Origin of the sequence: Streptomyces sp. NPDC017890 (assembly GCF_044328675.1) — a bacterium.
In the GTDB taxonomy this organism is placed as follows: domain Bacteria; phylum Actinomycetota; class Actinomycetes; order Streptomycetales; family Streptomycetaceae; genus Streptomyces.
Genome location: NZ_JBIRHU010000003.1, coordinates 363,158 through 389,837, shown reverse-complemented (window position 1 = coordinate 389,837; position 26,680 = coordinate 363,158). Strand labels below are relative to the sequence as shown.

General features: G+C 72.0%; 22 protein-coding genes and 1 pseudogene. 9 read left to right on the top strand and 14 right to left on the bottom strand.

Translation table 11 applies throughout. From position 1 onward, the window contains the following. Nucleotides 1-143: 143 nt before the first annotated feature. The 3 genes from ACH4F2_RS06560 (at nt 144) to ACH4F2_RS06550 (ending at nt 3,749) form a co-directional block, all read left to right on the top strand. The gene (locus ACH4F2_RS06560) at nt 144-1,013 is read left to right on the top strand and encodes a hypothetical protein (protein ID WP_398131557.1); all 870 of its coding nucleotides are present in this window, start codon (nt 144-146) and stop codon (nt 1,011-1,013) included. Nucleotides 1,014-1,108: 95 nt separating this feature from the next. Beyond that, nucleotides 1,109-1,240 (top strand): LPFR motif small protein, encoded by a 132-nt coding sequence (locus ACH4F2_RS06555; RefSeq protein WP_398131556.1) that lies wholly within the window; start codon nt 1,109-1,111, stop codon nt 1,238-1,240. Nucleotides 1,241-1,355: 115 nt separating this feature from the next. Continuing rightward, complete coding sequence (locus ACH4F2_RS06550) at nt 1,356-3,749, top strand: Tex family protein (protein WP_398131555.1); 2,394 nt, start codon at nt 1,356-1,358, stop codon at nt 3,747-3,749. A 194-nt stretch (nt 3,750-3,943) separates the two neighbouring features. On the opposite strand, the gene ACH4F2_RS06545 is transcribed toward ACH4F2_RS06550, so the two are convergent. Then, complete coding sequence (locus tag ACH4F2_RS06545) at nt 3,944-5,590, bottom strand: ABC-F family ATP-binding cassette domain-containing protein (protein WP_398131554.1); 1,647 nt, start codon at nt 5,588-5,590, stop codon at nt 3,944-3,946. Nucleotides 5,591-5,625: 35 nt separating this feature from the next. Then, nucleotides 5,626-6,657 carry an oxidoreductase gene (locus tag ACH4F2_RS06540; RefSeq protein ID WP_398131553.1) on the bottom strand — a complete coding sequence of 344 codons (1,032 nt, stop codon included), beginning with the start codon at nt 6,655-6,657 and terminating at the stop codon, nt 5,626-5,628. A 65-nt stretch (nt 6,658-6,722) separates the two neighbouring features. On the opposite strand from ACH4F2_RS06540, the gene ACH4F2_RS06535 reads away from it, so the two are divergent. Continuing rightward, complete coding sequence (locus ACH4F2_RS06535; protein WP_398131552.1) at nt 6,723-7,676, top strand: FAD-dependent oxidoreductase; 954 nt, start codon at nt 6,723-6,725, stop codon at nt 7,674-7,676. Between the two features lie 96 nt (nt 7,677-7,772). On the opposite strand, the gene ACH4F2_RS06530 is transcribed toward ACH4F2_RS06535, so the two are convergent. The 3 genes from ACH4F2_RS06530 to ACH4F2_RS06520 all read right to left on the bottom strand — a co-directional run bounded on the left by ACH4F2_RS06530 (nt 7,773) and on the right by ACH4F2_RS06520 (nt 12,822). Next, nucleotides 7,773-9,503, bottom strand: a complete 1,731-nt coding sequence (locus ACH4F2_RS06530; RefSeq protein WP_398131551.1) for a BCCT family transporter — start codon at nt 9,501-9,503, stop codon at nt 7,773-7,775. An 80-nt stretch (nt 9,504-9,583) separates the two neighbouring features. Next, nucleotides 9,584-10,867 (bottom strand): M14 family metallocarboxypeptidase, encoded by a 1,284-nt coding sequence (locus ACH4F2_RS06525; RefSeq protein WP_398131550.1) that lies wholly within the window; start codon nt 10,865-10,867, stop codon nt 9,584-9,586. Further along, complete coding sequence (locus tag ACH4F2_RS06520) at nt 10,864-12,822, bottom strand: Xaa-Pro dipeptidyl-peptidase (protein ID WP_398131549.1); 1,959 nt, start codon at nt 12,820-12,822, stop codon at nt 10,864-10,866. The genes ACH4F2_RS06525 and ACH4F2_RS06520 overlap by 4 nt, the downstream gene beginning before the upstream one ends. Before the next feature lie 179 nt (nt 12,823-13,001). Between ACH4F2_RS06520 and ACH4F2_RS06515 the strand changes: the two genes are divergently transcribed. Next, nucleotides 13,002-14,501 (top strand): M1 family metallopeptidase, encoded by a 1,500-nt coding sequence (locus tag ACH4F2_RS06515; RefSeq protein WP_398131548.1) that lies wholly within the window; start codon nt 13,002-13,004, stop codon nt 14,499-14,501. A 59-nt stretch (nt 14,502-14,560) separates the two neighbouring features. Here the strand turns inward: ACH4F2_RS06515 and ACH4F2_RS06510 are convergent, their stop codons facing one another. Then, nucleotides 14,561-15,046, bottom strand: a complete 486-nt coding sequence (locus tag ACH4F2_RS06510; RefSeq protein WP_398131547.1) for a macro domain-containing protein — start codon at nt 15,044-15,046, stop codon at nt 14,561-14,563. A 53-nt stretch (nt 15,047-15,099) separates the two neighbouring features. Continuing rightward, nucleotides 15,100-16,569 (bottom strand): amino acid permease, encoded by a 1,470-nt coding sequence (locus ACH4F2_RS06505; protein ID WP_398131546.1) that lies wholly within the window; start codon nt 16,567-16,569, stop codon nt 15,100-15,102. A gap of 235 nt (nt 16,570-16,804) precedes the next feature. Between ACH4F2_RS06505 and ACH4F2_RS06500 the strand changes: the two genes are divergently transcribed. Further along, the gene (locus ACH4F2_RS06500) at nt 16,805-17,548 is read left to right on the top strand and encodes a MerR family transcriptional regulator (protein WP_398131545.1); all 744 of its coding nucleotides are present in this window, start codon (nt 16,805-16,807) and stop codon (nt 17,546-17,548) included. A 9-nt stretch (nt 17,549-17,557) separates the two neighbouring features. Here ACH4F2_RS06500 and ACH4F2_RS06495 read toward each other — a convergent pair whose 3' ends face one another. From ACH4F2_RS06495 to ACH4F2_RS06485, 3 genes are read right to left on the bottom strand one after another with little or no spacing between them, the layout of a single operon-like run. After that, nucleotides 17,558-19,738, bottom strand: coding sequence for a 3-hydroxyacyl-CoA dehydrogenase NAD-binding domain-containing protein (locus ACH4F2_RS06495; RefSeq protein ID WP_398131544.1), 2,181 nt, complete (start codon nt 19,736-19,738; stop codon nt 17,558-17,560). A gap of 53 nt (nt 19,739-19,791) precedes the next feature. Then, nucleotides 19,792-21,006: an acetyl-CoA C-acetyltransferase gene (locus tag ACH4F2_RS06490; RefSeq protein ID WP_398131543.1), complete on the bottom strand. Its 1,215-nt coding sequence runs from the start codon at nt 21,004-21,006 to the stop codon at nt 19,792-19,794. 11 nt (nt 21,007-21,017) lie between these two features. After that, nucleotides 21,018-22,196 carry a CaiB/BaiF CoA transferase family protein gene (locus tag ACH4F2_RS06485; protein ID WP_398131542.1) on the bottom strand — a complete coding sequence of 393 codons (1,179 nt, stop codon included), beginning with the start codon at nt 22,194-22,196 and terminating at the stop codon, nt 21,018-21,020. A 206-nt stretch (nt 22,197-22,402) separates the two neighbouring features. On the opposite strand from ACH4F2_RS06485, the gene ACH4F2_RS06480 reads away from it, so the two are divergent. Continuing rightward, entirely contained in the window at nt 22,403-23,581 is a 1,179-nt protein-coding gene (locus tag ACH4F2_RS06480) for a saccharopine dehydrogenase family protein (protein WP_398131541.1), read from the top strand. A 196-nt stretch (nt 23,582-23,777) separates the two neighbouring features. Here the strand turns inward: ACH4F2_RS06480 and mmpA are convergent, their stop codons facing one another. Continuing rightward, nucleotides 23,778-23,927 (bottom strand): morphogenic membrane protein MmpA, encoded by a 150-nt coding sequence (gene mmpA, locus ACH4F2_RS06475; protein ID WP_398131540.1) that lies wholly within the window; start codon nt 23,925-23,927, stop codon nt 23,778-23,780. Nucleotides 23,928-24,108: 181 nt separating this feature from the next. Here mmpA and ACH4F2_RS06470 point away from each other — a divergent pair, with 181 nt between their 5' ends. Then, entirely contained in the window at nt 24,109-24,303 is a 195-nt protein-coding gene (locus tag ACH4F2_RS06470; protein WP_398131539.1) for a hypothetical protein, read from the top strand. On the opposite strand, the gene ACH4F2_RS06465 is transcribed toward ACH4F2_RS06470, so the two are convergent. Further along, a complete protein-coding gene (locus tag ACH4F2_RS06465; RefSeq protein WP_398131538.1) occupies nt 24,300-24,995 on the bottom strand; it encodes an endonuclease V in 696 nt (231 codons plus the stop codon). The genes ACH4F2_RS06470 and ACH4F2_RS06465 overlap by 4 nt on opposite strands. Before the next feature lie 43 nt (nt 24,996-25,038). On the opposite strand from ACH4F2_RS06465, the gene ACH4F2_RS06460 reads away from it, so the two are divergent. Then, nucleotides 25,039-25,335 (top strand): YciI family protein, encoded by a 297-nt coding sequence (locus ACH4F2_RS06460; RefSeq protein ID WP_398131537.1) that lies wholly within the window; start codon nt 25,039-25,041, stop codon nt 25,333-25,335. A 12-nt stretch (nt 25,336-25,347) separates the two neighbouring features. Here the strand turns inward: ACH4F2_RS06460 and ACH4F2_RS06455 are convergent, their stop codons facing one another. Continuing rightward, nucleotides 25,348-25,677 (bottom strand): plasmid stabilization protein, encoded by a 330-nt coding sequence (locus tag ACH4F2_RS06455; RefSeq protein WP_398131536.1) that lies wholly within the window; start codon nt 25,675-25,677, stop codon nt 25,348-25,350. Nucleotides 25,678-25,749: 72 nt separating this feature from the next. Beyond that, nucleotides 25,750-26,587 (bottom strand): annotated as a pseudogene (locus ACH4F2_RS06450) (WD40/YVTN/BNR-like repeat-containing protein); the annotation flags it as partial. Nucleotides 26,588-26,680 lie beyond the last annotated feature (93 nt).

Sequence of the window (26,680 nt, the reverse complement as noted above, 5' to 3'; positions counted from 1 at the left end):
GATTCTTCGCCCCACCCCCGATGGCCGCAATGACACGTTCCCCACCTTTCCTGCCACGCACCGTGTGCGCCCGCCCGGCGGCCGCCGGAAGGAGGTCCGGTGACATCTGGAGGACGTACTGAGCGGTTGGTAACGTGCGGGGCATGACCACTGCCGCCATCGACGCCCGCGCCGGCCGCCGCTGCCACAACGCGCTCAACTCGCTGCACTCGACGCACTACTTCTCGCCCGACCTGGGCCGGGAACTGGGCCGCCTCGGGGTCACCGACCCCCGGGCCGTCAACTTCGCGGTGCGCGCCGCCGCGCTGGGACCGGTCGGTGCCGGCGCCGTCACGGCGACGTTCTACAACTACAAGCACGACCTGGTCGCCCGGCACGTGCCCGCGGTGTGGGAGACCGCCGCTCCGGAACAGGTCCTGGCGGCACGCGCGCGTGCCGTCGACGCGACGCTGCGCCGCCTGCTCGGCGAGCAGACCCTGACGTCCGCGGAGATGTCGGAGGCGGCCGGGCTGGCGCTGCGCGCCGCCGAGGGCTGTTCCCGCGGCGCCCGCCCGCTGTACTCCGCCCACGCGGACCTGCCCGTGCCCGACGCCCCGCACATGGCGTTCTGGCACGCGGCGACCCTGCTGCGCGAGCACCGGGGGGACGGCCACCTCACCGCCCTGACGGCCGCGGGCCTCGACGGTCTTCAGGCACTGGTCACGCACACCGCGACCGGCAAGGGCATGACCCCGAAGTGGATCTTCACCACGCGGGGCTGGAACCGGGAGGAGTGGGACGCCGCGTCGTGCCGGCTGCGCGACCGTGGGCTGATCGACGACGCCGGAGAGCTGACCGAGCGGGGCGTGGCGCTGCGCGACGGGATCGAACGGGAGACGGACCGGCTGGACGCGGCCCCCTACGCGCACCTGGGGCCGGACGGCGTGGCCCGTCTGACGGAACTCGCAACGGCCTTCGCACGCACGGCACTCGGCGCGGGGGCCTTCCCCGCGGACCTTCTCGGCAAGCGCTGAGCGGGTTTTGGCCCGCCGGCGAGGCATGTCCGGCCGATCCGGAGGTACCCGTAGGTCTCCCGGCCGCAGCGGCCGGGAGAGGAAAGGGGCTCTTCGTGTTCCGTGCCATCGCAGACGTACTGCGCCAGATCGGTGGCGCCATCGCCACCGTGGTGACGCTTCCCTTCCGGGCACTGGCCCGGCTCTTCGGCGGTGCCTCGTCCTCCGCCCGCGGCCGCAGGGTCTGAGCCCGGCTCCGGTACCGGCCGGTCCCGACGGGCCCGGGTGGCGCCCTGATCCCCGATTGTCGGCGCCACCTGCCACAATTGCCGCGCAACCTCTGTGAGAAGGCGGTACCGGATCGTGACGACACCCGGGTCCAGCGCGTCCATCGACGTGAGGTCCATCGAAGGCAGGATCGCCGAGGAACTCGGCGTACGGGAGCGGCAGGTGAAGGCCGCGGTGGAGCTGCTCGACGGCGGCTCGACGGTGCCCTTCATCGCCCGCTACCGCAAGGAAGCGACCGAGATGCTCGACGACGCGCAGCTGCGCACGCTCGAGGAGCGGCTGCGCTATCTGCGGGAGCTGGAGGAGCGGCGTACGGCGATCCTCGAATCGGTCCGCGAGCAGGGCAAGCTCACCGAGGAGCTCGAGGCGCGCATCCGCGCGGCCGGGACCAAGGCGCGCCTGGAGGACATCTACCTGCCGTTCAAGCCCAAGCGGCGTACGAAGGCGCAGATCGCACGGGAGGCCGGCCTCGAACCGCTGGCCGACGGGCTGCTCGCCGACGCGTCCGTGGAGCCGCTCGCCGCGGCCGCCGCGTTCGTCGACGCGGGCAAGGGCGTGGCGGACCCCCAGGCCGCCCTCGACGGGGCGCGGTCGATCCTCACGGAGAAGTTCTCGGAGGACGCCGACCTGATCGGCGAGCTGCGCGAGCGGATGTGGGGACGCGGGCGGCTCGCCGCCAAGGTGAAGGACGGCAAGGAGGAGGCCGGGGCCAAGTTCGCCGACTACTTCGACTTCGCCGAGCCGTTCACCGACCTGCCCTCGCACCGGATTCTCGCGATGCTGCGCGGCGAGAAGGAGGATGTCCTCGACCTCGTCCTGGAGCCCGAGGAGGCCACCGACGGGCCGTCGTCGTACGAGGGGATCGTCGCGAGCCGCTTCGGGATCGCCGACCGCGGCCGGCCTGCGGACAAGTGGCTGACGGACACGGTCCGCTGGGCCTGGCGCACCCGCATCCTGGTGCACCTCGGCATCGACATGAGGCTGCGGCTGCGCACGGCCGCCGAGGACGAGGCGGTGAACGTCTTCGCCGCCAACCTGCGCGACCTGCTGCTGGCCGCCCCCGCGGGCACGCGGGCGACGCTCGGTCTGGACCCGGGCTTCCGTACGGGCGTGAAGGTCGCCGTGGTCGACGCGACCGGCAAGGTCGTGGCCACGGACGTGATCCACCCGCACGTCCCGGCCAACCGGTGGGACGAGGCGATCGCCAAGCTGGCGCGGCTGGCCAAGGAGCACGCGGTCGAACTGATCGCCATCGGCAACGGCACGGCGTCCCGCGAGACCGACAGACTCGCCGGGGATCTCATCACCCGGCACCCGGAGCTGAACCTCACCAAGGTGATGGTGTCCGAGGCGGGTGCCTCCGTGTACTCGGCCTCCGCCTTCGCCTCCCAGGAACTGCCGGACATGGACGTCTCGCTGCGCGGCGCGGTGTCGATCGCACGGCGGTTGCAGGACCCGCTGGCCGAGCTGGTGAAGATCGACCCCAAGTCGATCGGTGTCGGCCAGTACCAGCACGACCTGTCCGAGGTGAAGCTGTCGCGCTCGCTGGACGCGGTGGTCGAAGACTGTGTCAACGGCGTGGGCGTGGACGTCAACACGGCGTCCGCGCCGCTGCTCGCCCGCGTGTCCGGCATCACCTCCGGGCTCGCCGAGAACATCGTCGCCCACCGGGACTCGAACGGGCCGTTCACCTCGCGGACCGAGCTGAAGAAGGTGTCACGGCTCGGGCCCAAGGCGTACGAGCAGTGCGCGGGCTTCCTGCGGATCCGCGGCGGCACCGACCCGCTGGACGCGTCCAGCGTGCACCCCGAGGCGTACCCGGTGGTGCGCCGGATGGTGAAGGCCGTCGGGCAGGAGGTGGCCGGCCTCATCGGCAACACCTCCGTGCTGCGGTCGCTGCGGCCGGCGGAGTTCGTGAACGAGACGTTCGGTCTGCCGACGGTCACCGACATCCTGAGGGAGCTCGAGAAGCCCGGTCGCGACCCGCGGCCCGCGTTCAGGACGGCCACCTTCAAGGAGGGCGTCGAGAAGATCTCCGACCTGTCCTCCGGGATGGTGCTGGAGGGTGTCGTGACGAATGTCGCGGCCTTCGGGGCGTTCGTGGACGTCGGTGTGCACCAGGACGGGCTGGTGCATGTGTCGGCCATGTCCAAGACGTTCGTGAAGGATCCGCGGGACGTGGTGAAGCCCGGGGACATCGTGAAGGTGAAGGTGATGGAAGTCGACATTCCGCGGAAGCGGATCTCGTTGACGTTGCGGCTGGACGACGAGGCCGCTCCGCAGGGTACGCAGGGGGAGCAGAAGCGAGAGCGTGGAGGGAAGCCGCCGAGGCAGCGGCAGCAGCGGCAGGCCTCCGGCGGTGGTGCCGGTGGCGGTGGCGGTGGCGGTGGCGGCAAGGGGCGGTCGTCGGCGCCTGCTCCGTCCAACGGGGCGATGGCCGACGCGTTGCGGCGGGCCGGGCTGGCGTAGCCGCCCGGCGGAGGCGGAGGGGGGCGGGTGCGCGGACCGGCTGGTGCCGGATGCCTCACCCCCCACTCTCGGCTTCGCTCGAACGGGAGGCGCCCCCACCGCCCACCCGTGCCGCCCAGGGGGTACCCCCCAGGCCGTTCAGGCATGGGGGAGGCACGACTCCCGCAGCTGTGGGGGCACGCAGCTGTCCGCGGCTAAGCCGTCGTTTCCGTCACCTTGCCGTCCGTTACCTCCAGGCGGCGGGTCACGTGCACCGCGTCCAGCATTCGCCTGTCGTGGGTGATCAGCAGGAGTGTGCCCTCGTAGGAGTCCAGAGCCGATTCCAGTTGTTCGATGGCCGGCAGGTCGAGGTGGTTGGTCGGCTCGTCCAGGACCAGGAGGTTGACGCCCGATCCCTGGAGGAGGGCCAGGGCCGCCCTCGTTCGTTCGCCCGGGGAGAGGGTCGACGCCGGGCGCACCACGTGCTCCGCCTTGAGTCCGAACTTGGCCAGGAGGGTGCGGACATCGGCCGGTTCGGTGTCGGGGGTCGCCGTACGGAAGGCGTCGAGCAGGGACTCGGGGCCGTAGAACAGCTTGCGGGCCTGGTCGACCTCGCCGAGCAGGACGCCGGAGCCGAGCGCCGCGTGTCCGGCGTCGAGCGGGACACGGCCCAGGAGCGCGGCGAGCAGCGTGGACTTGCCCGCGCCGTTCGCTCCCGTCACCGCCACCCGGTCCGCCCAGTCGATCTGCAGGGAGACCGGGCCGAGGACGAAGTCGCCGCGTCGGACCTCGGCGTCGCGCAGGGTGGCGACCACCGCGCCGGAACGGGGCGCCGAGGCGATCTCCATGCGCAGGTCCCACTCCTTGCGGGGTTCCTCGACGACGTCCAGGCGTTCGATCATGCGCTGGGTCTGGCGGGCCTTGGCGGCCTGCTTCTCGCTGGCCTCGCTGCGGAACTTGCGGCCGACCTTGTCGTTGTCGTTGCCCGCCTTGCGCCGGGCGTTCTTGACGCCCTTGTCCATCCAGGAGCGCTGCATCTGGGCCCGGTCCTGGAGGGATGCCCGCTTGTCGGCGTACTCCTCGTACTCGTCGCGGGCGTGCCGGCGGGCCACCTCACGTTCTTCCAGGTAGGCCTCGTAGCCGCCGCCGTAGAGGTTGATCTGCCGCTGGGCGAGGTCGAGTTCGAGGACCTTGGTGACGGTGCGGGTGAGGAACTCGCGGTCGTGGCTGACGACGACGGTGCCGGCGCGCAGGCCGGTGACGAAGCGTTCGAGGCGTTCCAGGCCGTCCAGGTCCAGGTCGTTGGTCGGCTCGTCGAGCAGGAAGACGTCGTAGCGGGAGAGGAGGAAGGAGGCGAGGCCGGCCCGTGCGGCCTGGCCGCCGGACAGGGACGTCATCGGCTGGTCGAGGTCGACGGTCAGGCCGAGCGCGTCGGCGGTCTCCGCCGCGCGGTCGTCGAGGTCGGCGCCGCCGAGGGCCAGCCAGCGCTCCAGGCTGGTCGCGTAGGCGTCGTCGGCGCCAGGGGTGCCGTCGACCAGTGCCTGGGTGGCGTCGTCCATGGCCCGCTGGGCCTCGGTGACGCCGGTGCGGCGGGCCAGGAACGCCCTGACGGTCTCGCCGGGGCGGCGCTCCGGCTCCTGCGGGAGGTGGCCGACGGCGGCGGTGGGCGGGGACAGGCGCAGTTCGCCCTGTTCCGGGGTGGTCAGTCCGGCGAGCAGCCGCAGGAGGGTGGACTTGCCCGCGCCGTTGGCTCCGACGAGTCCGATCACGTCGCCGGGCGCGACGACGAGGTCGAGCCCGGTGAACAGGGAGCGGTCGCCGTGGCCGGCGGCGAGGTTCTTGGCGACGAGGGTGGCAGTCATCAGACCGTCGATCCTAACGGCGGCCGGCGGCCCGCTCAGCCGGGTTTCCCGTGCGCCACCGCGGCCACCAGCACGCTTTGGGGGGTCCGCGCCACCACGAAGGACTCCCCCTTCACCGCCCTGGCGTCCAGGTCGACGCGGTGGGCGCCCGGTCCGAGTACGCCGTCGAAGACCTCATGGGTGTGGGTGCGGTGCAGGCGGTCCAGGCGGTAGACGGTGAGCCGTACCCGGCAGGGTGAGGTGACCTCGACGTCCGCGGCGGCGCCGGTCGCCGTCAGACGGGTCAGCCGGCGCCGCTCGGCCGGGCCGCGGTCCAGGGCGTGCTCGATCTGGGCGACGAGCAGCGGGACGATCGGGGCGAGGCCGTCGACTTGGGCCACGTCCACCCCGGCGTCCGCGAAGGCACGGCGTGCGGCCGTCCGCGCCTCCTCGGGGACCGCGCGGCCGAAGGCGACGGCGCCGTAGGCCCGCAGTTCGGCGGCCGGCACGTCACCGGCGTCATGGGTGATGTCGGCGCCGATCCCGATGGTGCGCAGCGCGGCGGCGAGCTTGGCCAGCAGGGCGACACGGGCGCCGATCAGCAGGACCCGGCGGCGGATGTGCGCGGAGCCGTCGAGGAGGGCGGCGAGGGCCGCGCGGTACTCGGCGCCGGGGAAGCGGTACGGGCCGATGCCGTGGTAGCCGTTGAACTCGAGGTCGGCGTGGTCGCCGGTCTGCCAGGCGAAATCCCGCCAGACGAAGTCGTCACCGTCCCGCAGGATCACGGCGGTCACCGCGCCGCAGGCCAGGTCCTCGCACTCGGGGCAGCCGTAGATGACGTACCGGCCGCCGGGCAGGGGCGCGTCGCTCTCCAGGAGCAGGCTGCGGACCTGCGCGGTGAAGATCGCGGGCGGCACGTCGGAGGCGAGCGGGGAGACGGCGTCCAGATCGGAGAGACGGAACAGCAGGGGACGTCCGTCGACGATGAAGTCCACGAAGTCGCGGTGGACCTGGTAGTCACCGTCGGCGAGGACACCCCCGGCGCGCATCGCCGGGGCCAGACCGAAGGTCGCGTACTCGGCAGCCATGGGGGGAGTATTCCCGGGGCGGGACGCTTCGAGCACGGCATGGGGCATTCCGCTAACGTCCCGGTGTGGAAACCGAACTGGATGACGAAGTCGTCGTGGTCGGCGGCGGGGTGGTCGGGCTGACGACGGCCGTCGTTCTCGCCGAGCGGGGCAGGCGGGTGCGGCTGTGGACGCGGGAGCCCGTCGAACGGACCACCTCGGCGGTCGCGGGTGCGCTGTGGTGGCCGTACCGCATCGAGCCGGTCGCGCTGGTGCGTGCGTGGGCGCTGCGCTCCCTGGACGTGTACGAGGAACTGGCGGCGCGGCCCGGGGAGAACGGCGTACGCATGGCCGAAGGGGTGCTGGGCGAGACCGGTCTGGACGAGGTGGACACGTGGGCGGCCGCCCGGCTGCCGGGGCTGCGTACGGCGACCGCGGAGGAGTACGGCGGGTCGGGACTGTGGGCACGGCTGCCGCTCATCGACATGTCGACCCATCTGCCCTGGCTGCGGGAGCGGCTGGTGGCCGCGGGCGGCGTGGTGGAGACGCGCGCGGTGGCCACTCTGGCCGAGGCCGATGCGCCGGTCGTGGTCAACTGCACCGGGCTGGGCGCCCGGCAGCTGGTCCCGGACACGTCCGTGCGTCCGGTGCGCGGGCAACTGGTCGTCGTGGAGAACCCCGGCATCCGGACCTGGATGGTCTCCACCGATCCCGGCTCCGGGGAGATGGCGTACTTCTTCCCGCAGCCCGGCCGGCTGGTCCTGGGCGGCACGGCCGAGGACGACGCCTGGTCGGCCGAGCCGGACCCGGCGGTCGCGGAGGCGATAGTACGGCGGTGCGCGGCGCTGCGGCCCGAGATCGCCGGGGCGAGGGTGCTCGGGCACCTGGTGGGCCTGCGGCCGGCCCGGCACGCGGTACGGCTGGAGCGCGAACCGCTGCCGGACGGGCGGCTGCTGGTGCACAACTACGGCCACGGCGGCGCGGGCGTCACCGTGGCCTGGGGCTGCGCTCGGGAGGCTGCCGACCTCGCCTCCCGCTGACCACGGCCCGCGCGGACCCGCGAAGGGGGAGGGGCCGGCCCGCGGGTGCGTGCCGGCCCCTTCCGCTCCCCCGCCCACCGGCATGCCCGGTTTCGGTCAGTGGTGCTTGCCGATCGGATCGCCCTCGACGTCCGTGCCGGGGCCGGGGCCGATGCGGATCTCGAAGTCGCCCTCGTACTGCTTGTGGCCTTCGATGACGGCCATCTCGACGGCTTCGGCGGCCATCTCACCGCGCACCATGAGGGGGTCGCGTCGCAGGTCGCGCATGAGGGCGACGCACATGAAGATCATCACGATGACGAAGGGCGCCGCCGCGAGGATCGTCAGGTTCTGCAGACCCGTGAGCGCGTCTCCCTCGCCGCTGCCGACGAGGAGCATGATGGCGGCGACCGCTCCGGTCACCACACCCCAGAAGATCACCACCCAGCGGCTGGGTTCGAGCGCGCCCCTCTGCGAGAGGGTGCCCATCACGATGGAGGCCGCGTCGGCCCCCGAGACGAAGAAGATACCGACGAGGATCATCACGAGAAGGCTGGTGACGGTGGCGATCGGGAACTCCTGGAGCACGGCGAAGAGCCGCCCCTCGGGAGTCGTCTCGTCACCGAGCCGGTTCTGCTCCTGGAGCCTCATCGCCGAGCCGCCGAAGATCGCGAACCAGATCAGGCTGACCGTGCTGGGGACGAGGATGACGCCGCCGATGAACTGGCGGATGGTCCGGCCCCGGCTGATGCGGGCGATGAACATACCGACGAAGGGCGTCCAGGAGATCCACCACGCCCAGTAGAAGACGGTCCAGCTGCCCAGCCAGTCAGCGACGCCCTCGCCGCCGCTGATCTCGGTGCGGCCGGCCATCTGGGGCAGGTCGCCGAGGTAGGTGAAGAGCGAGGTCGGCAGCAGGTCGAGAACGAGGATGGTCGGGCCCGCGACGAACACGAACACGACGAGGAGCAGGGCCAGCACCATGTTGGTGTTGGACAGCCACTGGATGCCCTTCTCGACGCCGGAGATGGCGGAGGCCACGAACGCCACGGTCAGCACCGCGATGATGCCGACCAGCAGTCCGGTGCTGACCTTGTCCATCCAGTCGAGCTTCTCGACTCCGGAGCCGATCTGCAGGGCGCCGAGGCCGAGCGAGGCCGCGGAGCCGAAGACCGTCGCGATGATGGCCAGGATGTCGATGACCCGGCCGCTGACACCGTTGGCGTGCTTCTCGCCGATGAGGGGGGTGAACACGGCGCTGATGGTCTGACGGCGGCGCCTGCGGAAGGTGCTGTAGGCGATGCCGAGACCGACCACCGCGTAGATCGCCCACGGATGGAGCGTCCAGTGGAACAGGGTGGTGGCCATGGCCGTCGCCATGCGGTCGCCGGTGTCGGCGGGGCTGGTGCCCGGCGGGGCGGTGTCGAAGTGCGCCAGGGGCTCGCTCACGCCCCAGAACATCAGACCGATGCCCATGCCCGCGCTGAACATCATGGCGACCCAGGACACCGTGCGGAACTCGGGCTTCTCGCCCTCGGCGCCGAGGTGGATGCGGCCGTAGCGGCTGGCCGCGAGCCAGAGGGCGAAGACGACGAACCCGGAGGCGGCCAGCACGAACGCCCAGCCGCCGTTGTGCATCAGGCCGCTGAGCATGGTGCCGGAGGCGTCCTCCAGCGAGTCGGTGCCGGCGGCGCCCCAGATGACGAAGGCCAGGGTCAGGGCGGCCGTGACGCCGAAGACGACGCGGTCGGTCCGGGGTGTGTGCTCCTGCCCCGGCAGGCCCGCTTCCGAACCGGGCAGCGTGCCTCTTTCGTGGTGTTCCTTGTCGCTTGGTCGGTCCTGCGTCACAGGCGGCACCTTTCAAGTCGGTGAGGCTGAAAACAATCCTCCGTTACGCCCTTACCACGTGCGACGCAGAACTCACCTCATCAGCAGCGGGTGTCGGGTTCACCCACCGTCAAGTGGTACGTCGCCCGCTCGTCCAGGAGCAGTGGCACGAGGGCGCGCAGCGGCTGGCGCAGCGGAACGTAGGCGCCCTTCTCCCCGTCCGGACGCGCGTGTACACCGTGCAGGGCCAGTTCGTCCTTCAGGTCCGTGTACTGGGCGGGGGTGAGCCGGTAGCCGCAGGGCGGGTCCCCGATCACCTCGGTGGGCTCGGCCGGGTCGTTGTCCGCACCGCCGAGGTAGACGGGCCCGGAGTCGGCCAGGCCGGACCGGCGGGCGGCCGCGGTGGCCGCCTCGACGCGTCCGCGCCGCTGGTCGGCGTAGCGGAACATGCCGTCCAGAGCCGCGAGCTGGGAGTCCACCCGGCGCCGGTTGTTGAGGGCCTCGTCCTCGCGCTCGGCGTCGGTGAGCGCGTCGACGCGGCTCTCGATGAGCAGGCCGACCGAGTGTTTCACGCCGGACATGTTCCGCAGGATGCGTTCCTGGCCGTCGCCCGCGGTCTGCTTGACCGGGTCGCCGGTGACCGGGTCGGTCCAGATGCCGTAGGTGCCGGCCGAGTAGCCGGCCTGCCCGGCGGCGGGGCGGACGTACGCGCCGGACAGGGCGCGGGCCTCGTCGTGGACCCCGGCGTGGGTGTTGAGGTTGCGGGGCCAGAGGTCGAAGAGGTCCTTGTCGTAGTACGGGGGTGTCGCGCCGTACTCGTGCAGGTCGTAGAGGACGTCGGGGCGCTGGTCCCGGACGACGGCGGCCAGGGCGCGGGCCTCGGCCGTCTTCAGGGCGAGGTGGTCGCGGTTGACGTCCACTCCGTCGCTGTTGCCGCGGGTGTCGGCGGCCCGGCCGTCGGGGTTGGCGGTGGGCACGACCAGCACGGTGGTGCGTTCCAGGAACCGCCGGGTCCCCCGGTCCGTGGCGTACGCCAGGTCGCGGACGGTGGACAGGCAGGCCTCGCGGCCGGAGGGCTCGTCGCCGTGCTGGCTGCACACGAGGAGCACCTTGTTCGGGGCGGAGGGCCTGCCGATCGTCACGAGCTGGAGCGGGCGGTTCTGCTTCGTGGTGCCGACGCGGTCGACGGTGACGCGGGCGCTCGCCCGGTCGGCGGCGGCCAGAAGAGCCAGCTCCTCCGGCTGGGTGGTCCAGCGGGCACCGTTCGTCTTCTCGAAGCCGGTGCGGGGCGGTGGGTGTGCGGTGTCGGCGGCGTGGGCCGGCGCGGTGAGGAGACAGGCGGCGAGGGCCACGGTGGTCACGGTGAGGGTGCGCGGGCGGTTCATCGGCCTCCCTCCGGGACGCGGTGGGTCGTGTGCGGCGCGGTCACGCCGTCGAGGGTCGTGGGCACGGGAGCGGCGGTCGCCGTACCGGCGGTGGCCTCGGCGAACGCGGCGGTGCCGCCGACGAACGGTACGCGTGCCGACGTGCGGGAGAGGTCCACGGTGAGTGTCGGCGTGTCGGCGGGTGGGTCGATGAGGTCCTTGTCGGTGCCGGCGACGATCAGCGCGAGGCGGTGGCCGGCCGGGACGACGTGGTCGGTGGCCGCGAGGTCCAGGGTGATGGTGTACGCCTTGCCCGAAGTGAGCGGGCGGCCCCGCCACTTGGACGCGTGGTTGCCGAGGTCGGCCCAGCCGCGGCTGACGACCGTGTAGTCCACGTCGGTGGTCTTCGCCGTCGTCTCCCGGTAGCAGGAGCTGTCGCCCGGGGTGCTCGGGCCCCAGCAGGTGCGGTCGGTGAGGGTGGTGATGCCCTCGCCGCCGTCGGCGTAGTCGCGGATGGTGTCGGGGCCGAGGTCGACGAGGACGGCGGAGAGGTGGGCCGTCGGGGCGCTGGACCGCGCGGTGACGGTGACCTCGGAGGCACCGGACAGGCGCAGGTCGCGGGTGAGCGGTCCGGTGACGAACCCGGCCTTGCCCGGGGTGGGCTCGTCGATGTGCGCGGCCCAGTCCGTCTCGTTCAGGGCGGGGTCGTCGGTGAAGGTCTCGGTGCCGTAATCCCGGCGCAGGCCGAGCGTGCCGACGCCCGGTCGCGCGCCGTCGGCGGGGCGCAGGGTCGTGGTGGCCGTGGAGCGCGGCGGCCAGGTCCGCGACGTCTCCCACTGGTCGGGCCGGCGTTCGATGTCGGCCATGGGCTCGCGGTCGATGCCGTTGTCGTAGCCGAGGAGTTCGTGGTCGAACCAGCGGTGCAGGGTGTCGACCCACTCGGCGCGGCGGAAGTCGAAGGGGTCCACATGGCCGGTCTGGGAGAGCCAGATCTTGCGGTCGACGCCGTTCTTCGCGAGGGCGTTCCACCACGGGCCGACGTGCTGCATGCGGACGTTGAGGTCCTGCATGCCGTGGACGAGGAAGACGCTCGCCTTCACCTTGCTCGCGGCCTTCACGTAGTCGCGCTCGGTCCACAGCTTCGTCCAGTCACCGGTGCGCGGGGCACCGTCGACCAGCTTTTGCTGGACGGCGTCGCACTTGGCGCGCGCGTCGGGGCTGTTGACGTAGTCGGAGAGCCATTCCGGGCCGGAGCCGTACAGCGGGGCGCCCTGGCTGAAGTAGTAGTCGTACCAGGAGGAGATGGCGGCGATCGGGACGATTGTCTCCAGGCCCTCGACACCGGTGGCGGCCACGCCGCCCGCGACGGTGCCGTCCCAGCTCTTGCCGATCATGCCCGTTTTGCCGTTGGTCCAGCTCGCCTCGGCACGCTCGCCGCCGGTGCGGGTGGTGTACGCCTTCGCGCGGCCGTTCAGCCAGTCGACGACGGCCTTCGCGGACTGGACGTCGGAGCGCCCGCCGACGTCGACACAGCCGTCGGAGCGGTTGGTGCCGGCCAGGTCGACGCCGACGAAGGCGTAGCCGCGCGGCACGAAGTAGTTGTCGTAGTACAGCGGCATCCCGACGACGTTCCCGTCGGCGTCGTACGTCTTCTTCTGGCTCTCGTTGCCGCGCCCGCAGCAGGAGTAGTACGGGCTGGCGTCCATGATGACGGGGACCTTGCGGCCCTGTGCGGCGGGTTCTCGGGGGCGGACGATGTCGACGGCGACGCGGTCGTCCTCGCCGTCGCCGTCCCCGTCGTGGCCGGTGTCCACCCAGACGGCCTCGCGGATGGCGTCGTCGTAGGAGTGGACGGGTTGGCTCTGGCGCGGTGCCGGGTGCGCCGTCGCGGCGGGTGTGAGGAAGGTTGCCATGAGAGCGGCCGTGGCCGCCGTCGCGAGCGGTCTCCAGATCGTGAAGCGCGTGCGTATCGGCATGCGCGGACGGTACATCGGTCGACTTCCGCGCAGAAGAGGGCGTCGGGTGTCTCCTGACGCCGGGTGTCGCATGACAGCCGAATGGCAAACGTGTGACAGGGCGGCCGTGCACACGACCGCGCGCACAAGGGACGAATAGGCTCCGAACAGTCCTCGTGCCCCAACGACTTGGAGCTTTCGTGCACCGCAGAATCCTCGTGCCGGGCGCGCTGGGCGCCGCTTCCCTCATGCTGGTGTTCCCGGCGTCGGCGGCAGCCCCCTCCCCCGGCGCTCCGGGCGCCGGCGACCCCTACTACCCGGCGTACGGCAACGGCGGATACGACGTCTCGCACTACGACCTGCGCCTGAGGTACCGGCCCGCCACGGACCGGCTGGAGGGGACGGCGACGATCCTGGCCCGCACCACCCAGGACCTGTCGCGGTTCAATCTGGACTTCCTGCTCGACGTCGGCGAGGTGCGCGTGAACGACGCCGAGGCGTCCTTCGCGACCTCGGGGGAGCACGAGCTGGAGATCACCCCGAAGAGCCCGCTGCCCAAGGGCACACCCGTCACCGTCGTCGTCCGCTACAGCGGCGTGCCGTCGTCCGAGGAGGCCTACGGCTTCACCGGCTGGCACCGCACCCCGGACGGTGGCGTCGGCGCGAGCGAGCCCGAGGCGGCGTGGTGGTGGTTCCCCAGCAACGACCACCCGCTCGACAAGGCCACCTTCGACGTGTCGGTGCAGGTGCCGGACGGCACCCAGGCCATCTCCAACGGCACGCTCCGGTCGACGAGCTCACGGCTGGGCTGGACCCGGTTCAACTGGCGTTCCGACAAACCGCAGGCCACGTACCTGGCCACACTGGCGGTCGGCCGGTTCGACCTCACCACCGGGACCACCGAGAGCGGCATCCCCGTCGTCAACGCCTACAGCAAGGACCTGGGCGCGAACGACGGCGCGGCACGGGCGAGTGTGGAGCGGACCGGGGAGGTCGCCGACTGGCTGACCGGGTACTTCGGGCCCTACCCGTTCAACGCGCTCGGCGGATACGTGCCGAACACGGACACCGGGTACGCGCTGGAGACGCAGACCCGGCCGTTCTACAGCCCCCGGCAGTTCGCGATCGGGTCGAACGTGTCCGTCGTCGTGCACGAGCTGGCCCATCAGTGGTACGGCGACCTGGTCTCCGTGCGCGGATGGAAGGACATCTGGGTCAACGAGGGCTTCGCGCGGTACGCCCAGTGGCTGTGGTCCGAGCACGAGGGCGAGGGCACGGCGCAGGAGCTGGCCGACTACACGTACGCCTCCCGCCCGGCCGACGACCCGTTCTGGACGGTGAGGCCCGGTGATCCGGGGCCGGACGACCAGTTCGACCTCGCGGTCTACGACCGGGGCGCGCTGGCCGTGCACGCGCTGCGCAACGAGGTCGGGGACGAGGACTTCTTCGCGATCCTCAAGGGCTGGCCGGCGAGGTACGCCCACGGCAACGCGTCCGTCGCCGACTTCCAGCGGTATGCCGAGGAGGTCTCCGGCAAGCCGCTGGCCGCGCTGTTCGACACCTGGCTGTTCCAGCCGTCGAAGCCCGACGCGCCGGCGGCGCGCGCGGCGTCCCTCGCGATGACGTCACAGGCGCCCGTGCGCCCCCGGTCGTGGCAGAAGATCGCCGCGACGAACGACGTGCACGAGCACGAGCACTGAGCACTGAGCACCGGCTACTGAGCGCCGGGCACTGAGGCCGGGCACTGAGCCGGCAGGTCTCAGGCGGCGTCCCCGTGGTCGTAGACCGTCACGGGGACGCCTCGCCGGGCGAGGCGCTCGGTGACGAGCGGTTCGACGCGGGACCACTTGCCGCCGGCCAGGCCGCAGCCTATGCGGGGCATGTGCACCGACGCGTCCAGCTCGGCCGCCTTGTCGGCGACGCGGCCGAGGGCCGTGTCGATCGCCTCGTAGCGCACGGGAACGCCCTTGCTGCCGGTCCTCGTGCCGCGCTGGCCGATCATGTTGGCCACCCACACGTACGGCCCGACCTGGACGAACTGGACCGCGCCCAGCCCGAAGTCGTTGGAGGCGCGGTCGCGGTGCCAGGCGCGGTAGGCCGCCTCCGGCTCCGGCCAGCGGCGCGACAGGGCCAGAACGAAGCCCTTGCCCCAGCCCCCGAGGTCGTTGCAGACATGGGCGATCACCTTGACGCCCTTGACCGACGGAACGGTGGCGTCACCCCGGACATACCTGATCTGCGACATGACGCCACGGTAGAGGCCACCACTGACAGTGGTCTCGGCCCCGGACCTCGGTGCTACTTGGTGAGGCTGCCCAGCTCCTGGTCGGCGTTCCGCGCCACCCGGCGGCGGACGCCGAACCAGCCGGCGACCAGCATGACGGCGAGCACGGGGATGAGCAGCAGGGTCTTGCGGCCGACCTCGTGGTCGTTCCACATCATGCCGAGGCAGGCCAGCAGGAAGACGATCGTGGCGATCTCCGTGACCGGACTGCCGGGCAGACGGAAGTGCGGCCGGGCGACCAGGCCCGCGCGCGCCCGGCGCACGAAGACGAGGTGGCAGACCATGATGATCACCCAGGTGCTGATGATGCCCAGGGAGGCGACGTTCAGCACGATCTCGAAGGCCTTGCTCGGCACCAGGTAGTTCAGGCCGACGCCGAGGACGCAGATGCCGCAGGTCAGCAGGATGCCGCCGTAGGGAACCTGGCTGCGGCTCATCACGCTGGTGAACTTGGGTGCCGAGCCCGCCATCGCCATGGAACGCAGGATGCGGCCGGTGGAGTACAGGCCGGAGTTCAGGGACGACATCGCGGCCGTGAGGACCACGAGGTTCATCACGTCACCGGCCGCCGGGACACCGATCTTCGACAGGACGGTGACGAAGGGGCTCTCGTCGCCGGAGTAGAGCGAGCCGGGCAGCAGCAGGGCCAGCAGGACGACCGAGCCGACGTAGAACAGGGCGACGCGCCACATGATCGAGTTCACCGCGCGCGGCACGACCTTCTCCGGCTCGGCGGTCTCGCCCGCGGCGACACCCACCAGCTCCAGGGCCGCGTACGCGAAGATCACGCCCTGCATCACCAGGACGACGGGCATCACGCCGTGCGGGAAGACGCCGCCGTTGTCCGTGATGACGCTGACGCCCGGGGTCTGGCCGCCCACGTCGTGCTGGGTGGCCAGCAGGAAGATGCCGATCAGCATGAAGCCGACGAGGGTGGCGACCTTGATGATCGCGAACCAGAACTCCATCTCGCCGAAGATCTTCACCGAGATGAGGTTGACGGCCAGGACCACCGCGAGGGCGATCAGGGCGAGCACCCATTGCGGGATGCTCGTGAACATACTCCAGTAGTGCGTGTACAGCGCGATCGCGGTGATGTCGGCGATACCGGTCGTCGACCAGTTCAGGAAGTACATCCAGCCGGCGACGTAGGCGCCCTTCTCGCCGAGGAACTCGCGCGCGTACGACACGAAGGATCCGGAGGAGGGCCGGTAGAGCACGAGCTCACCGAGCGCCCTGACGACGAAGAAGGCGAAGACGCCGCAGACGAGGTAGGCGATCGCGAGCGCCGGGCCCGCGTCGCGCAGGCGCCCGCCCGCGCCGAGGAAGAGGCCGGTGCCGATGGCGCCGCCGATGGCGATCATGTTGACGTGGCGGGCCTTGAGGTCCTTGCTGTAACCGGCGTCGCCCGCGTCCGCGGGGATGGTCCCGGCCGCCTGGGGGTGGGCGGCGGCCTGTGCCGTGTCGACGGCGTCCTTGCTCACGGGTGGTTCCACTTTCTGGGTGCCTCGGGCGGGGTGCGCCCGAGTCGTCCGTACCTGTGTCTCGGGCCCGCACCACCCATTGACGGCACAGACCAAGACAGCACCTTCCCACGACTCTGCGTGGGCATGCGGTGGCTCATGTCACACAGCGTGACTTGTCACAGGATCCGTCAGCCGCCTCCACATGGTGCACAAGAGGTGTCACAGCACTGGTGGGACAGCGATACTGCTGCACATGACGACGACCGACACCGAGGACCCGACCCTCACGATCGACGAACTGGCTGCGCGGGCCGGCGTCACGGTGCGCACGGTCCGCTTCTACGGCACCAAGGGGCTGCTGCCCCCGCCGGCGATCGGCCCGCGCCGGGTGGGGCACTACGGCGGGGAGCACCTGGCCCGGCTGGCGCTGATCGAGGAGCTGCAGCACCAGGGCATGACGCTGGCCGCGATCGAGCGGTATCTGAAGCAGCTGCCGCCGGACCTGAGCGCCCACGACCTCGCGCTGCACCGCGCGGTGGTGGCCTCCTGGGCGCCGGAGACGGTGGAGAGCGTCACGCGTGAGGAGCTGGGCCGGCGGGCGGGCCGGCCGCTGACGGACGACGAGGTGGACCGGCTCACCGCGATGGACATCGTCGTGCGGGACGGTGACGCCTACCGGCTCGACGCCGGGCTGCTCCGGCTCGGCGTCGAACTGCTCGACGTCCCCTTCTCCCCCGAGACGGTCCTCGCCGCCCGTACGGCCCTCCTCGCACACTCCCGCGCCGCCGCGCGCGACCTGTCGCGGCTGCTGCGCGACGCGGTCGCCGAACGCGACGCGCGGGACGTGCGGTCCCTGTCCGCCCACATGCACCCGCTCGTCGTGCAGGCGCTGCTGACCACGTTCCAGAGGTCGCTGCGGGCACAGCTGCGGGAGTGGCTCGACAAGGACACCGGCGACGGCGCCGACGCTGACGCGGGCGAAGACGCCGGCGGGTGACGCGGCGGCTCAGCGGCCGTCGGTGAAGACCTCCCCCTTGTCCGCCTTCTCCACCAGCAGCGCGGGCGGCGTGAAGCGCTCGCCGTAGCGCTCGGCGAGCTCACGGGCGCGTGCCACGAAGCCGGGCAGGCCGCCCTCGTATCCGTTGATGTACTGGAGGACGCCGCCGGTCCAGCCGGGGAAGCCGATACCGAAGACCGAGCCGATGTTGGCGTCGGCCACGGAGGTCAGCACGCCCTCTTCCAGGAGCTTGACCGTGTCGAGCGCCTCCGAGAAGAGCATGCGCTCCCGCATGTCCTCGAAAGGGATCTCGTACCCGGGCTTCGTGAAGTGCTCCCGCAGGCCCGGCCAAAGACCGACTCGTTTGCCGTCGTCCCCGTACTCGTAGAAGCCGGCGCCGCCGCTGCGACCGGGACGCTCGAACTCGTCCACCATGCGGTCGATGACGGCCTCGGCGGGGTGCGCGGTCCAGGTGCCGCCCGCCTCCTCCACGGCCCGCCTGGTCTCCGCGCGGATCTTCCGGGGCAGCGTGAGCGTCAGTTCGTCCATCAGGTTGAGCACCTTGGCCGGGCAGCCCGCCTGGGCCGCGGCCTGCTCGACGGAGGCGGGCTCGATGCCCTCGCCGACCATCGCCACGCCCTCGTCGATGAAGCGGCCGATGACCCGGGAGGTGAAGAAGCCACGCGAGTCGTTGACCACGATCGGCGTCTTCTTGATCTGCCGCACGAGGTCGAACGCCCGGGCCAGCGCCTCGTCGCCCGTCCGCTCGCCCTTGATGATCTCCACCAGCGGCATCTTGTCGACGGGCGAGAAGAAGTGCAGCCCGATGAAGTCGGCCTGGCGCTCGACGCCCTCGGCCAGCGCCGTGACGGGCAGCGTGGAGGTGTTGGAACACAGCAGCGCGTCGGGGGCGACGACGTCCTGGATCTCCTGGAACACCTTGTGCTTGAGCGAGGTGTCCTCGAAGACGGCCTCGATGACCGCGTCACAGCCCGCGAGGTCGGCCGCCTCGGCGGTCGGAATGATGCGGGCCAGCAGCGCGTCGGCCTTCTCCCGGGTCGTACGGCCCTTGGCCACCGCCTTGGCGCACAGCTTCTCGGAGTAGCCCTTGCCCTTGAGGGCCGACTCCAGGGCGACGTCCTTCAACACCACCTCGATACCCGCGCGGGCGCACGAGTAGGCGATGCCGGCACCCATCATCCCCGCGCCGAGGACGGCGACCCTGCGGACCTGGCGCGGCTCGACGCCCTTGGGGCGGTTGGCGCCCGAGTTGACGGCCTGGAGGTCGAAGAAGAACGCCTGGATCATGTTCTTCGAGGTCTGACCGGCGGCCAGCTCGACGAAGTAGCGGGCCTCGATGACCTGGGCGGTCTCGAAGTCGACCTGGGAGCCCTCGACGGCGGCGGCCATGATGTTGCGCGGCGCCGGGTAGGGGGCGCCGTTCGTCTGCTTGCGCAGGTTGGCGGGGAAGGCCGGCAGGTTGGCCGCGAACTTGGGGTGGGACGGGGTCCCGCCGGGGATGCGGTAGCCGGGCCTGTCCCAGGGCTGGGCGGACTCCGGGTTGGCGTCGATGAAGGCGCGGGCCTTGGCGAGCATGTCCTCGCGACTGTCGGCGACCTCGTCGACCAGGCCGTTCTCCCGGGCGCGGCTCGGGCTGTACTGGGTGCCCTGGAGGAGCACCTTCAGCAGCGCGTCGGTGATGCCGAGCATCCGGACGGTCCGGACGATGCCGCCGCCTCCGGGGAGCAGGCCGAGGGTGACCTCGGGGCAGCCGATCTTGGAGCCGGGGGCGTCGAGGGCGACGCGGTGGTGGCAGGCGAGGGCGATCTCGTAGCCGCCGCCGAGCGCGGCGCCGTTCATGGCGGCGACGACGGGCTTGCCGAGGGTCTCGATGCGTCGCAGGTTCCGTTTGATGGCCATGCCGCCGTCGAAGAGGTCCTGGGCGGTCTCGGGAGTGACGCGGATCAGGTCGCGCAGGTCGCCGCCGGCGAAGAAGGTCTTCTTGGCGGAGGTGACGATGACGCCGCGGATCGAGTCCTTCTCGGCCTCCAGGCGGTCGGTGATCACGGCCAGGGACTCGCGGAACGCCTGGTTCATGGTGTTCGCGGACTGGTCGGGGTCGTCGAGGACGAGGGTGACGACGCCGGTGTCGTCCTGTTCCCAGCGGATGGTGGTGCTCTCGGTCGTCATGACAAGGGTCTCCAGTGGGGTCTTTTGTGGCCGCGGTGCCGCTTCCGCAGGGATCAGATGCGCTCGACGATCGTGGCGATGCCCATGCCGCCGCCCACGCACAGGGTGGCGAGGCCGTAGCGCTTGTCCTGGCGCTCCAGTTCGTCGACGAGCGTGCCGAGGATCATCGCGCCGGTGGCGCCGAGGGGGTGGCCGAGCGCGATGGCTCCGCCGTTGACGTTGACCTTGTCCAGGGACAGGCCCATGTCCTTGACGAAGCGCAGGACGACCGCGGCGAACGCCTCGTTGATCTCGACGAGGTCGATGTCGTCGATGGTCAGCCCGGCCTTGCCGAGCGCCTTGCGGGTGGCGGGGGCGGGGCCGGTCAGCATGATGGTGGGCTCGGAGCCCGAGACGGCGGCGGAGACGATCCGCGCGCGCGGGGTGAGCCCGTAGCGCTCGCCGACCTCCTTGGAGCCGATGGCGACCAGGGAGGCGCCGTCGACGATGCCGGAGGAGTTGCCCGCGTGGTGGACGTGGTCGATCCTCTCGACCCAGTGGTACTTCTGCAGCGCCACCGCGTCGAAGCCGCCGAGTTCGCCGATGTCGGCGAAGGACGGCTTGAGCTTCGCGAGGGAGTCGGCGGTCGTGCCGGGGCGCAGGTGCTCGTCGTGGTCGAGGACGGTGAGGCCGGCGCGGTCCTTCACCGGCACCACGGACCGCTCGAAGCGGTTCTCCTTCCAGGCGGTTGCCGCGCGCTCCTGGGAGAGGGCCGCGTACTCGTCGACGTCACGGCGTGTGAAGCCCTCGATGGTGGCGATCAGGTCGGCGCCGATGCCCTGCGGGACGAAGTTGGTGGCGAGGTTGGTCATCGGGTCGTTGAACCAGGCGCCGCCGTCCGAGGCCATCGGCACCCGGGACATCGACTCGACGCCGCCCGCGAGGACCAGGTCCTCCCAGCCGGAGCGGACCTTGGCGGCGGCCAGGTTGACGGCCTCCAGACCCGAGGCACAGAAGCGGTTCTCCTGGACGCCCGCCACGGTGTCCGGCAGTCCGGCAGCGATGGCGGCGATGCGGGCGATGTCGGAGCCCTGGTCGCCGACCGGGCCGACGACGCCGAGCACGATGTCGTCGACGGCTGCCGGGTCCAGGTCCGGGAAGCGGGCGCGGATCTCGTGGATGAGGCCGACGACCAGGTCGACGGGCTTCGTGCCGTGCAGGGCGCCGTTCGCCTTGCCGCGTCCGCGCGGGGTGCGGATCGCGTCGTACACGTACGCTTCGGTGGTCACTGGCAGGCCTTTCACTGAGGGTTTCGGGCTGGGGTCCGAGGGTTTCGGGATGAGGTCGCAGGCCGGGGGACGTCCCAGTCGCGGGCCACGGCATCGGTGTCGGCGCCCGGGCGGGCGGGTCCGGTGCGGACGGCGGTGGGGGTCGCGGAGAAGCGGGGCGCGGGGGCGGGCTGGGTGATGCCGCCGTGGTCGGTGAAGGTGGAGCGGGCGGCCAGGTGCGGGTGGTGCGGGGCCTCGCGGAGCGACAGTACGGGGGCCACGCAGGCGTCGGAGTCCCCGAAGACGGCCGTCCACTCGTCCCGGGTACGGGTCCTGAACCGGGCGGCGATGGCTTCGCGCAGCTCGGCCCAGCGGGCCATGTCGTCGCGGGCGGGCGCCAGGTCGGGGATGCCGAGGAGCTCCATGAACTCGGCGTAGAACCGCTGTTCCAGGGCGCCGACCGCCATGTACCGGCCGTCGGCGGTCTCGTAGGTGCCGTAGAACGGGCCGCCGCCGTCGAGGAGGTTGGCGCCGCGCCGGTCCTGCCAGCCGCCGGCGGCGAGCATGCCGTGGATCATCGAGGAGAGGTGGGCGGTGCCGTCGACGATGGCGGCGTCGACGACCTGTCCGGTGCCGGTCGCCCGCGCGTGGTGCAGCGCGGCGAGGATGCCGACCACCAGGTAGAGGGAGCCGCCCGCGTAGTCGCCGAGGAGGTTGGCGGGGACGGCCGGAGGCGCGTCGGGGGCGCCGATCATGCCGAGGGCGCCGGTGAGCGCGATGTACCCGATGTCGTGACCGGCGCGCTGCGCGAGGGGGCCGTCCTGGCCCCAGCCGGTCATGCGGCCGTAGACGAGGCGGGGGTTGCGGGCGTGGCAGTGTCCGGGGCCGACGCCGAGCCGTTCGGCGACGCCGGGGCGGTAGCCCTCGATCAGCACGTCGGCGCGTTCGGCGAGGTCGAGGACCCGGGCCGGGCCGTCCGGTGACTTCAGGTCGACGATCACCGAACGCTTGTTGCGGTTGGTGATGTCGTGGGCGGGGTCGATCGCGAGGCCGGGCCCGCCGGGACGGTCGACGCGGACGACGTCGGCGCCCAGGTCGGCCAGGAGCATGGCGGCGAAGGGCCCGGGGCCGATACCTGCCAGCTCGACCACACGCACGCCCGTGAGCGGGCCGTCCGGCGGCGTCCGTGCCGCCGTTCGCGCTTCCGACATCGAGCCCCCAGCTCCGTGACACAACTGATGTAACACCAGTGATGCTAGAAACGTGTTCCACCGGGCACAAGACCCGGGCGAGCAAGCGCTTAGCCAATTATGGGGCAGGCTTCTCTCCGGTCCCGCAGTCCACACGCTAGCCTCAGCCACCGGCAACGGCGCGTGCTGCGGAACCAGGGGTTACCGGCGGGTGACGAAGGGATGTCATGAGCAGGCTGAAGAGGGCCGACCGGCCGTACGACATCGTGCTCTTCGGAGCGACCGGCTTCGTCGGCGAGCTCACCGCGGAGTATCTCGCCGCGCACGCGCCCGACGGGCTGCGCTGGGCGATCGCCGGCCGCGGTGAGGAGAAGCTGCGGCGGCTGCGGGAGCGGCTGCCCGGCTCGGCGGACGTGGGCGTGCTGCGCGCGGACGTCTCCGATCCGGCCTCGCTGCGTGAACTCGCCGAGCAGGCGCGCGTGGTGGCCACGACGGTGGGCCCGTACGTCCGGTACGGCGACGCGCTGGTCGCCGCCTGCGCGGAGAGCGGGGCCGACTACCTCGACCTCACCGGTGAGCCCGAGTTCGTGGACCTGACGTACGTCCGCCACGACGCACGCGCGCGGGAGACCGGCGCGCGGCTGGTGCACGCCTGCGGCTTCGACTCCGTCCCGCACGACCTCGGCGTGTACTTCACGGTGCGGCAGCTGCCCGAGGGCGTGCCGCTGGCCGTGGACGGCTTCGTGACCGCCGACGCCACCTTCTCGGGCGGTACGTTCGCCTCCGCGCTGGGTCAGTTCTCGCGCGGCCGGCAGCTTCGGGACGCCGCGCGCGAACGCCGGCGGCACGAGCCCCGGCTGGTGGGGCGCCGGGCGGTGACGCCGGCGGGCGCGCCGCGGTTCGCCGGGGAGGTGGGCGCCTGGGCGCTGCCCCTGCCGACCATCGACGCGCAGATCGTGCGGCGCTCCGCGAAGGCGCTGGACCGGTACGGCCCCGACTTCCGCTACCGCCACTACGCGGCCGTCCGGCGTCTGCCCGTCGCGGTGGGCGGAGTGGCGGCCGTGAGCGCGCTGGTGGCGGCGGCTCAGGTACCGCCCGCGCGGCGCTGGCTGTCCGGCCGGCTCAAGCCCGGTGACGGGCCGAGCGCCGAGAAGCGGGCGAAAAGCTGGTTCACGGTCCGCTTCGTGGGCGAGGGCGGCGGCCGGAAGGTGTTCACCGAGGTCGCGGGCGGTGACCCCGGGTACGACGAGACGGCGAAGATGTTCGCCGAGGCGGCGCTCGCCCTCGCCCTCGACGACCTGCCGCCGACGGCCGGGCAGGTCACGACGGCCGTGGCGATGGGGGACGCGCTGATCGAGCGGCTGCGGGCGGCGGACATCCGCTTCCGGGTGGCCGCGACCCGCTGACGGTCCGCCCCAGTGCCTGCCCGGTGGACGAGCCACGCCGAGGGCCCGCGCGATGGACGGCACATTCCAGGGGCTGCCCCGGGCTGCCCGATCGGACGGCCCGCCCCAGGAGCCTGTCGGGCGGGGCTCCGGCGGACGGCACACCCCGAAGGCCCGCCCCACAGTCGCCCCCCAGGGGCTGTACGGCGGACAGTCCTTACCCCGACCACCCGGCGAGCGTGTAGATCATCCCGCCGATCCAGGCCAGCCCCGCCGCCCCGGCGAGCACCAGCCCCGCGACCACGGTCCGTTCGACGGGCCGGCCGGGCCGGTGGGCGGACCGCTCGGGTGCTCGGTGCGTCGTCATGCGGTCCAGCCTGCCGCGGCCGCCGGCGTGGGCACATCCGTACGGATACTCAGCCGGTGATGAGCACCGGCGCATGCCGGCGGTCACCGTGATTTGAGCCTTCCCTCCCCCATGAGCCGTCCCCGCCTGCGACCCAGCGCGGCAAAGTACCAACAAGGAGTTCAATGAAACCCTTGAAGGTATGAAGTTCCTTCTCGAAATCACCATGGACGAGGGCGCGCTCGCCGAGGACCCCACGGGCGAGTTGCAGCGGATCCTGCGGTACTGGGGCGGCAACCTGCATCACTACGCGCTGCGGCCCGGCGACGGGTCGGTGGTCTACGACTCCGCGTACCAGGAGGTGGGCCGCTGGAGCGTCGAGGGTCAGGCCGACTAGGCGGTGGCCGCCCGCAGGGCCGCCCGGCACAGGGCGTCCGCCCTGCGGGTGGTCTCGGGCAAACGGTAGGCGGGGGCCAGTGCCAGGGTGTGCGCGCAGGCGTTGTCGAGGCTCACACGGTGCCCGACGGAGACGAAGACCGGCTTGACGCCGGCGCGGGTACGGACGGCCCGCCCGACCTCCTCGGCGCCGGCGAGCAGCGGGGACGTACCGCCGCGGGACGCGTCCGGGTCGTCGTACGTGAAGGTGAACGGGTTCTTGGCCACGCCGATCGTGGGCAGTCCGGTGAGCACACCGAGGTGGCTGGCGAGGCCGAAGCGGCGCGGGTGTGCCAGGCCGTAGCCGTCGCAGACGACCAGCCCGGGCGGGCCGGGCAGCGCGTCCAGCGCGGCGAGGACGGTCGGGATCTCGCGGAACGCGAGCAGGCCCGGCACGTAGGGGAAGGAGATCCGGCCGACGGCCGTGGCCTCGGCGACAACGGCGAGGGTCGCGGCGTCCAGCACGACGGCCGCCGCCGCGACGACGTCCCGTTCGTCGTCGTAGGCGACGTCCACTCCGGTCACCCGGCCGGTGCCGGGCGGCGGGCCCGGCTCGTCGCGCACCACGCGGGCCCGCAGTTCGTCCTGCACCGCGCGGGCCCGCTCTTCGGTCGCGGGCCAGTCGGCGGGTATCTGCACGGTCACGGTCGTCATGGTGGCCGCAAGCCTACGGGACCTGCCCAGTAGGCTCACGCTCATGTTCGTACTGGAACTGTCCTACACCGCCCCGCTCGACGCCGTCGACGCCGTGCTGGAGGACCATGTGGCATGGCTCGACGAGCTGTACGGGCAGGGCGTGGTCCTGGCGTCCGGGCGCAAGGAGCCCCGCGACGGCGGAGTGATCATCGCCGTCGCGGAGGACCGTGCGCGGATCGAGGAGATCACCGCGGGCGATCCCTTCGTCAGGGCCGGCGTGTGCGCGTACCGCGTCACCGAGTTCGTCGCCACCAAGACGGCGCCGGCACTGGAGCGGTACCGACAGACCCTCGGCTAGGGGCCGTACGGCTCACTTGCCCAGGGCACGCTGCAGCTCACCCTTGTTCATGTTCGAACGACCGCTGATGTCGCGGCGCTTGGCCTCCTGGTACAGCTGGTCGTAGGTGGCCCCCTGCGGGCCCTGCCGGTTCCCGGACCGCCGGCCGCCGCGCTCACTGGGCGACTTGTCCCGCGTGGACGTGCGGCTGGCCGTCTTCGACTCGCCGGACTGGGCGCGCTCCTTGTTCACCGTCCGGGCGGCGATCTCCTTGGCGCGGCCGGTGCTCTCGCCACGATCCTCGGCACTGTCCTTGATGTGCTCGTACTGCCGCTCCCGTTTGGAGCTCGAACCGCGTGGCATGTCCGCTCACTTCCTCTCACGTTCAGCGAACGGTTACCCACGTTACGGACAAACACCCGGCACCGCGCGGCGTCAGCGCTCCAGCCGGGCGACCCGTCCCTGCTCGCCGGCGGCCCAACAGCCCAGGTCGGCAGTGCAGTCCACGGTGTCGTAGGAGCCGGTGTCGACCGTGCGCCAGGTGCGGCCGCCGTCCGTGGTGAGGTCCGTGCCGGTGGGACCGACCGCGAGGGCGGCCGTGCGGCTGTGCGGGGGCCAGGCGACGCCCGATCGGTAGGCCGGTGCCGGCCGGTCGGCGGGCCGCCAGGTACGGCCGCCGTCGCCGGTACGCGCCGCTGCCCTCGCAGAGGCCTGGCCGGGGCGGAAGTCACCGCCGGCCGCGAGGCCGTGGGCGCGGTCGCGGAAGGCGAGGGCGAAGACGTCCCGGGCCGGGTCGCCCGCCGGGGCCGGGGCGTCGGAGGCCGTCCAGGTGAGCCCTCGGTCGGCGGAGTGCGGCACGCGCGCGTGCCGCGCCGCCGGTGGCCGGCCACACGTCCTTCGGTCCGGACGCGACCAGGCACTGGCCACTGGCCGCGAACCCGGCCTCGCCCTCCTGCGCGGCCGGCATGCCCTTGCTCGGCAGCACCTTCCGCGAGCGCCCGCCGTCGCTGGTCGACAGGATCCGGAACTTCCCGTCCACCGGGTCGCTCATGGCGAGGCCGTGGCGGCGGTCGAAGAAGGTGCGGCAGTCGTAGAAGGCCCGCGCGTCGGTGTTGCGGAAGGGCTCGGTCCAGGTCTCCCCGCCGTCGTCGGTGCGGTATGTGCGGGACGCCCCGCCCTCGCCGATGGCCAGGACCACGGCCCGTCGGGCGTCGAATGCCTCGACGTCCCGGAACTGCAGGTCGCCGGCGTCCGGCGGGGAGACGTTCCGCCCACCGGCCCGCCGCCGTCCAGAGGACCGTGTGCGGCACGCCGGTGCGGGCACGAGTGCCACAAGTGCCTTACGGGGCACGGGAGGAGCGGCGTG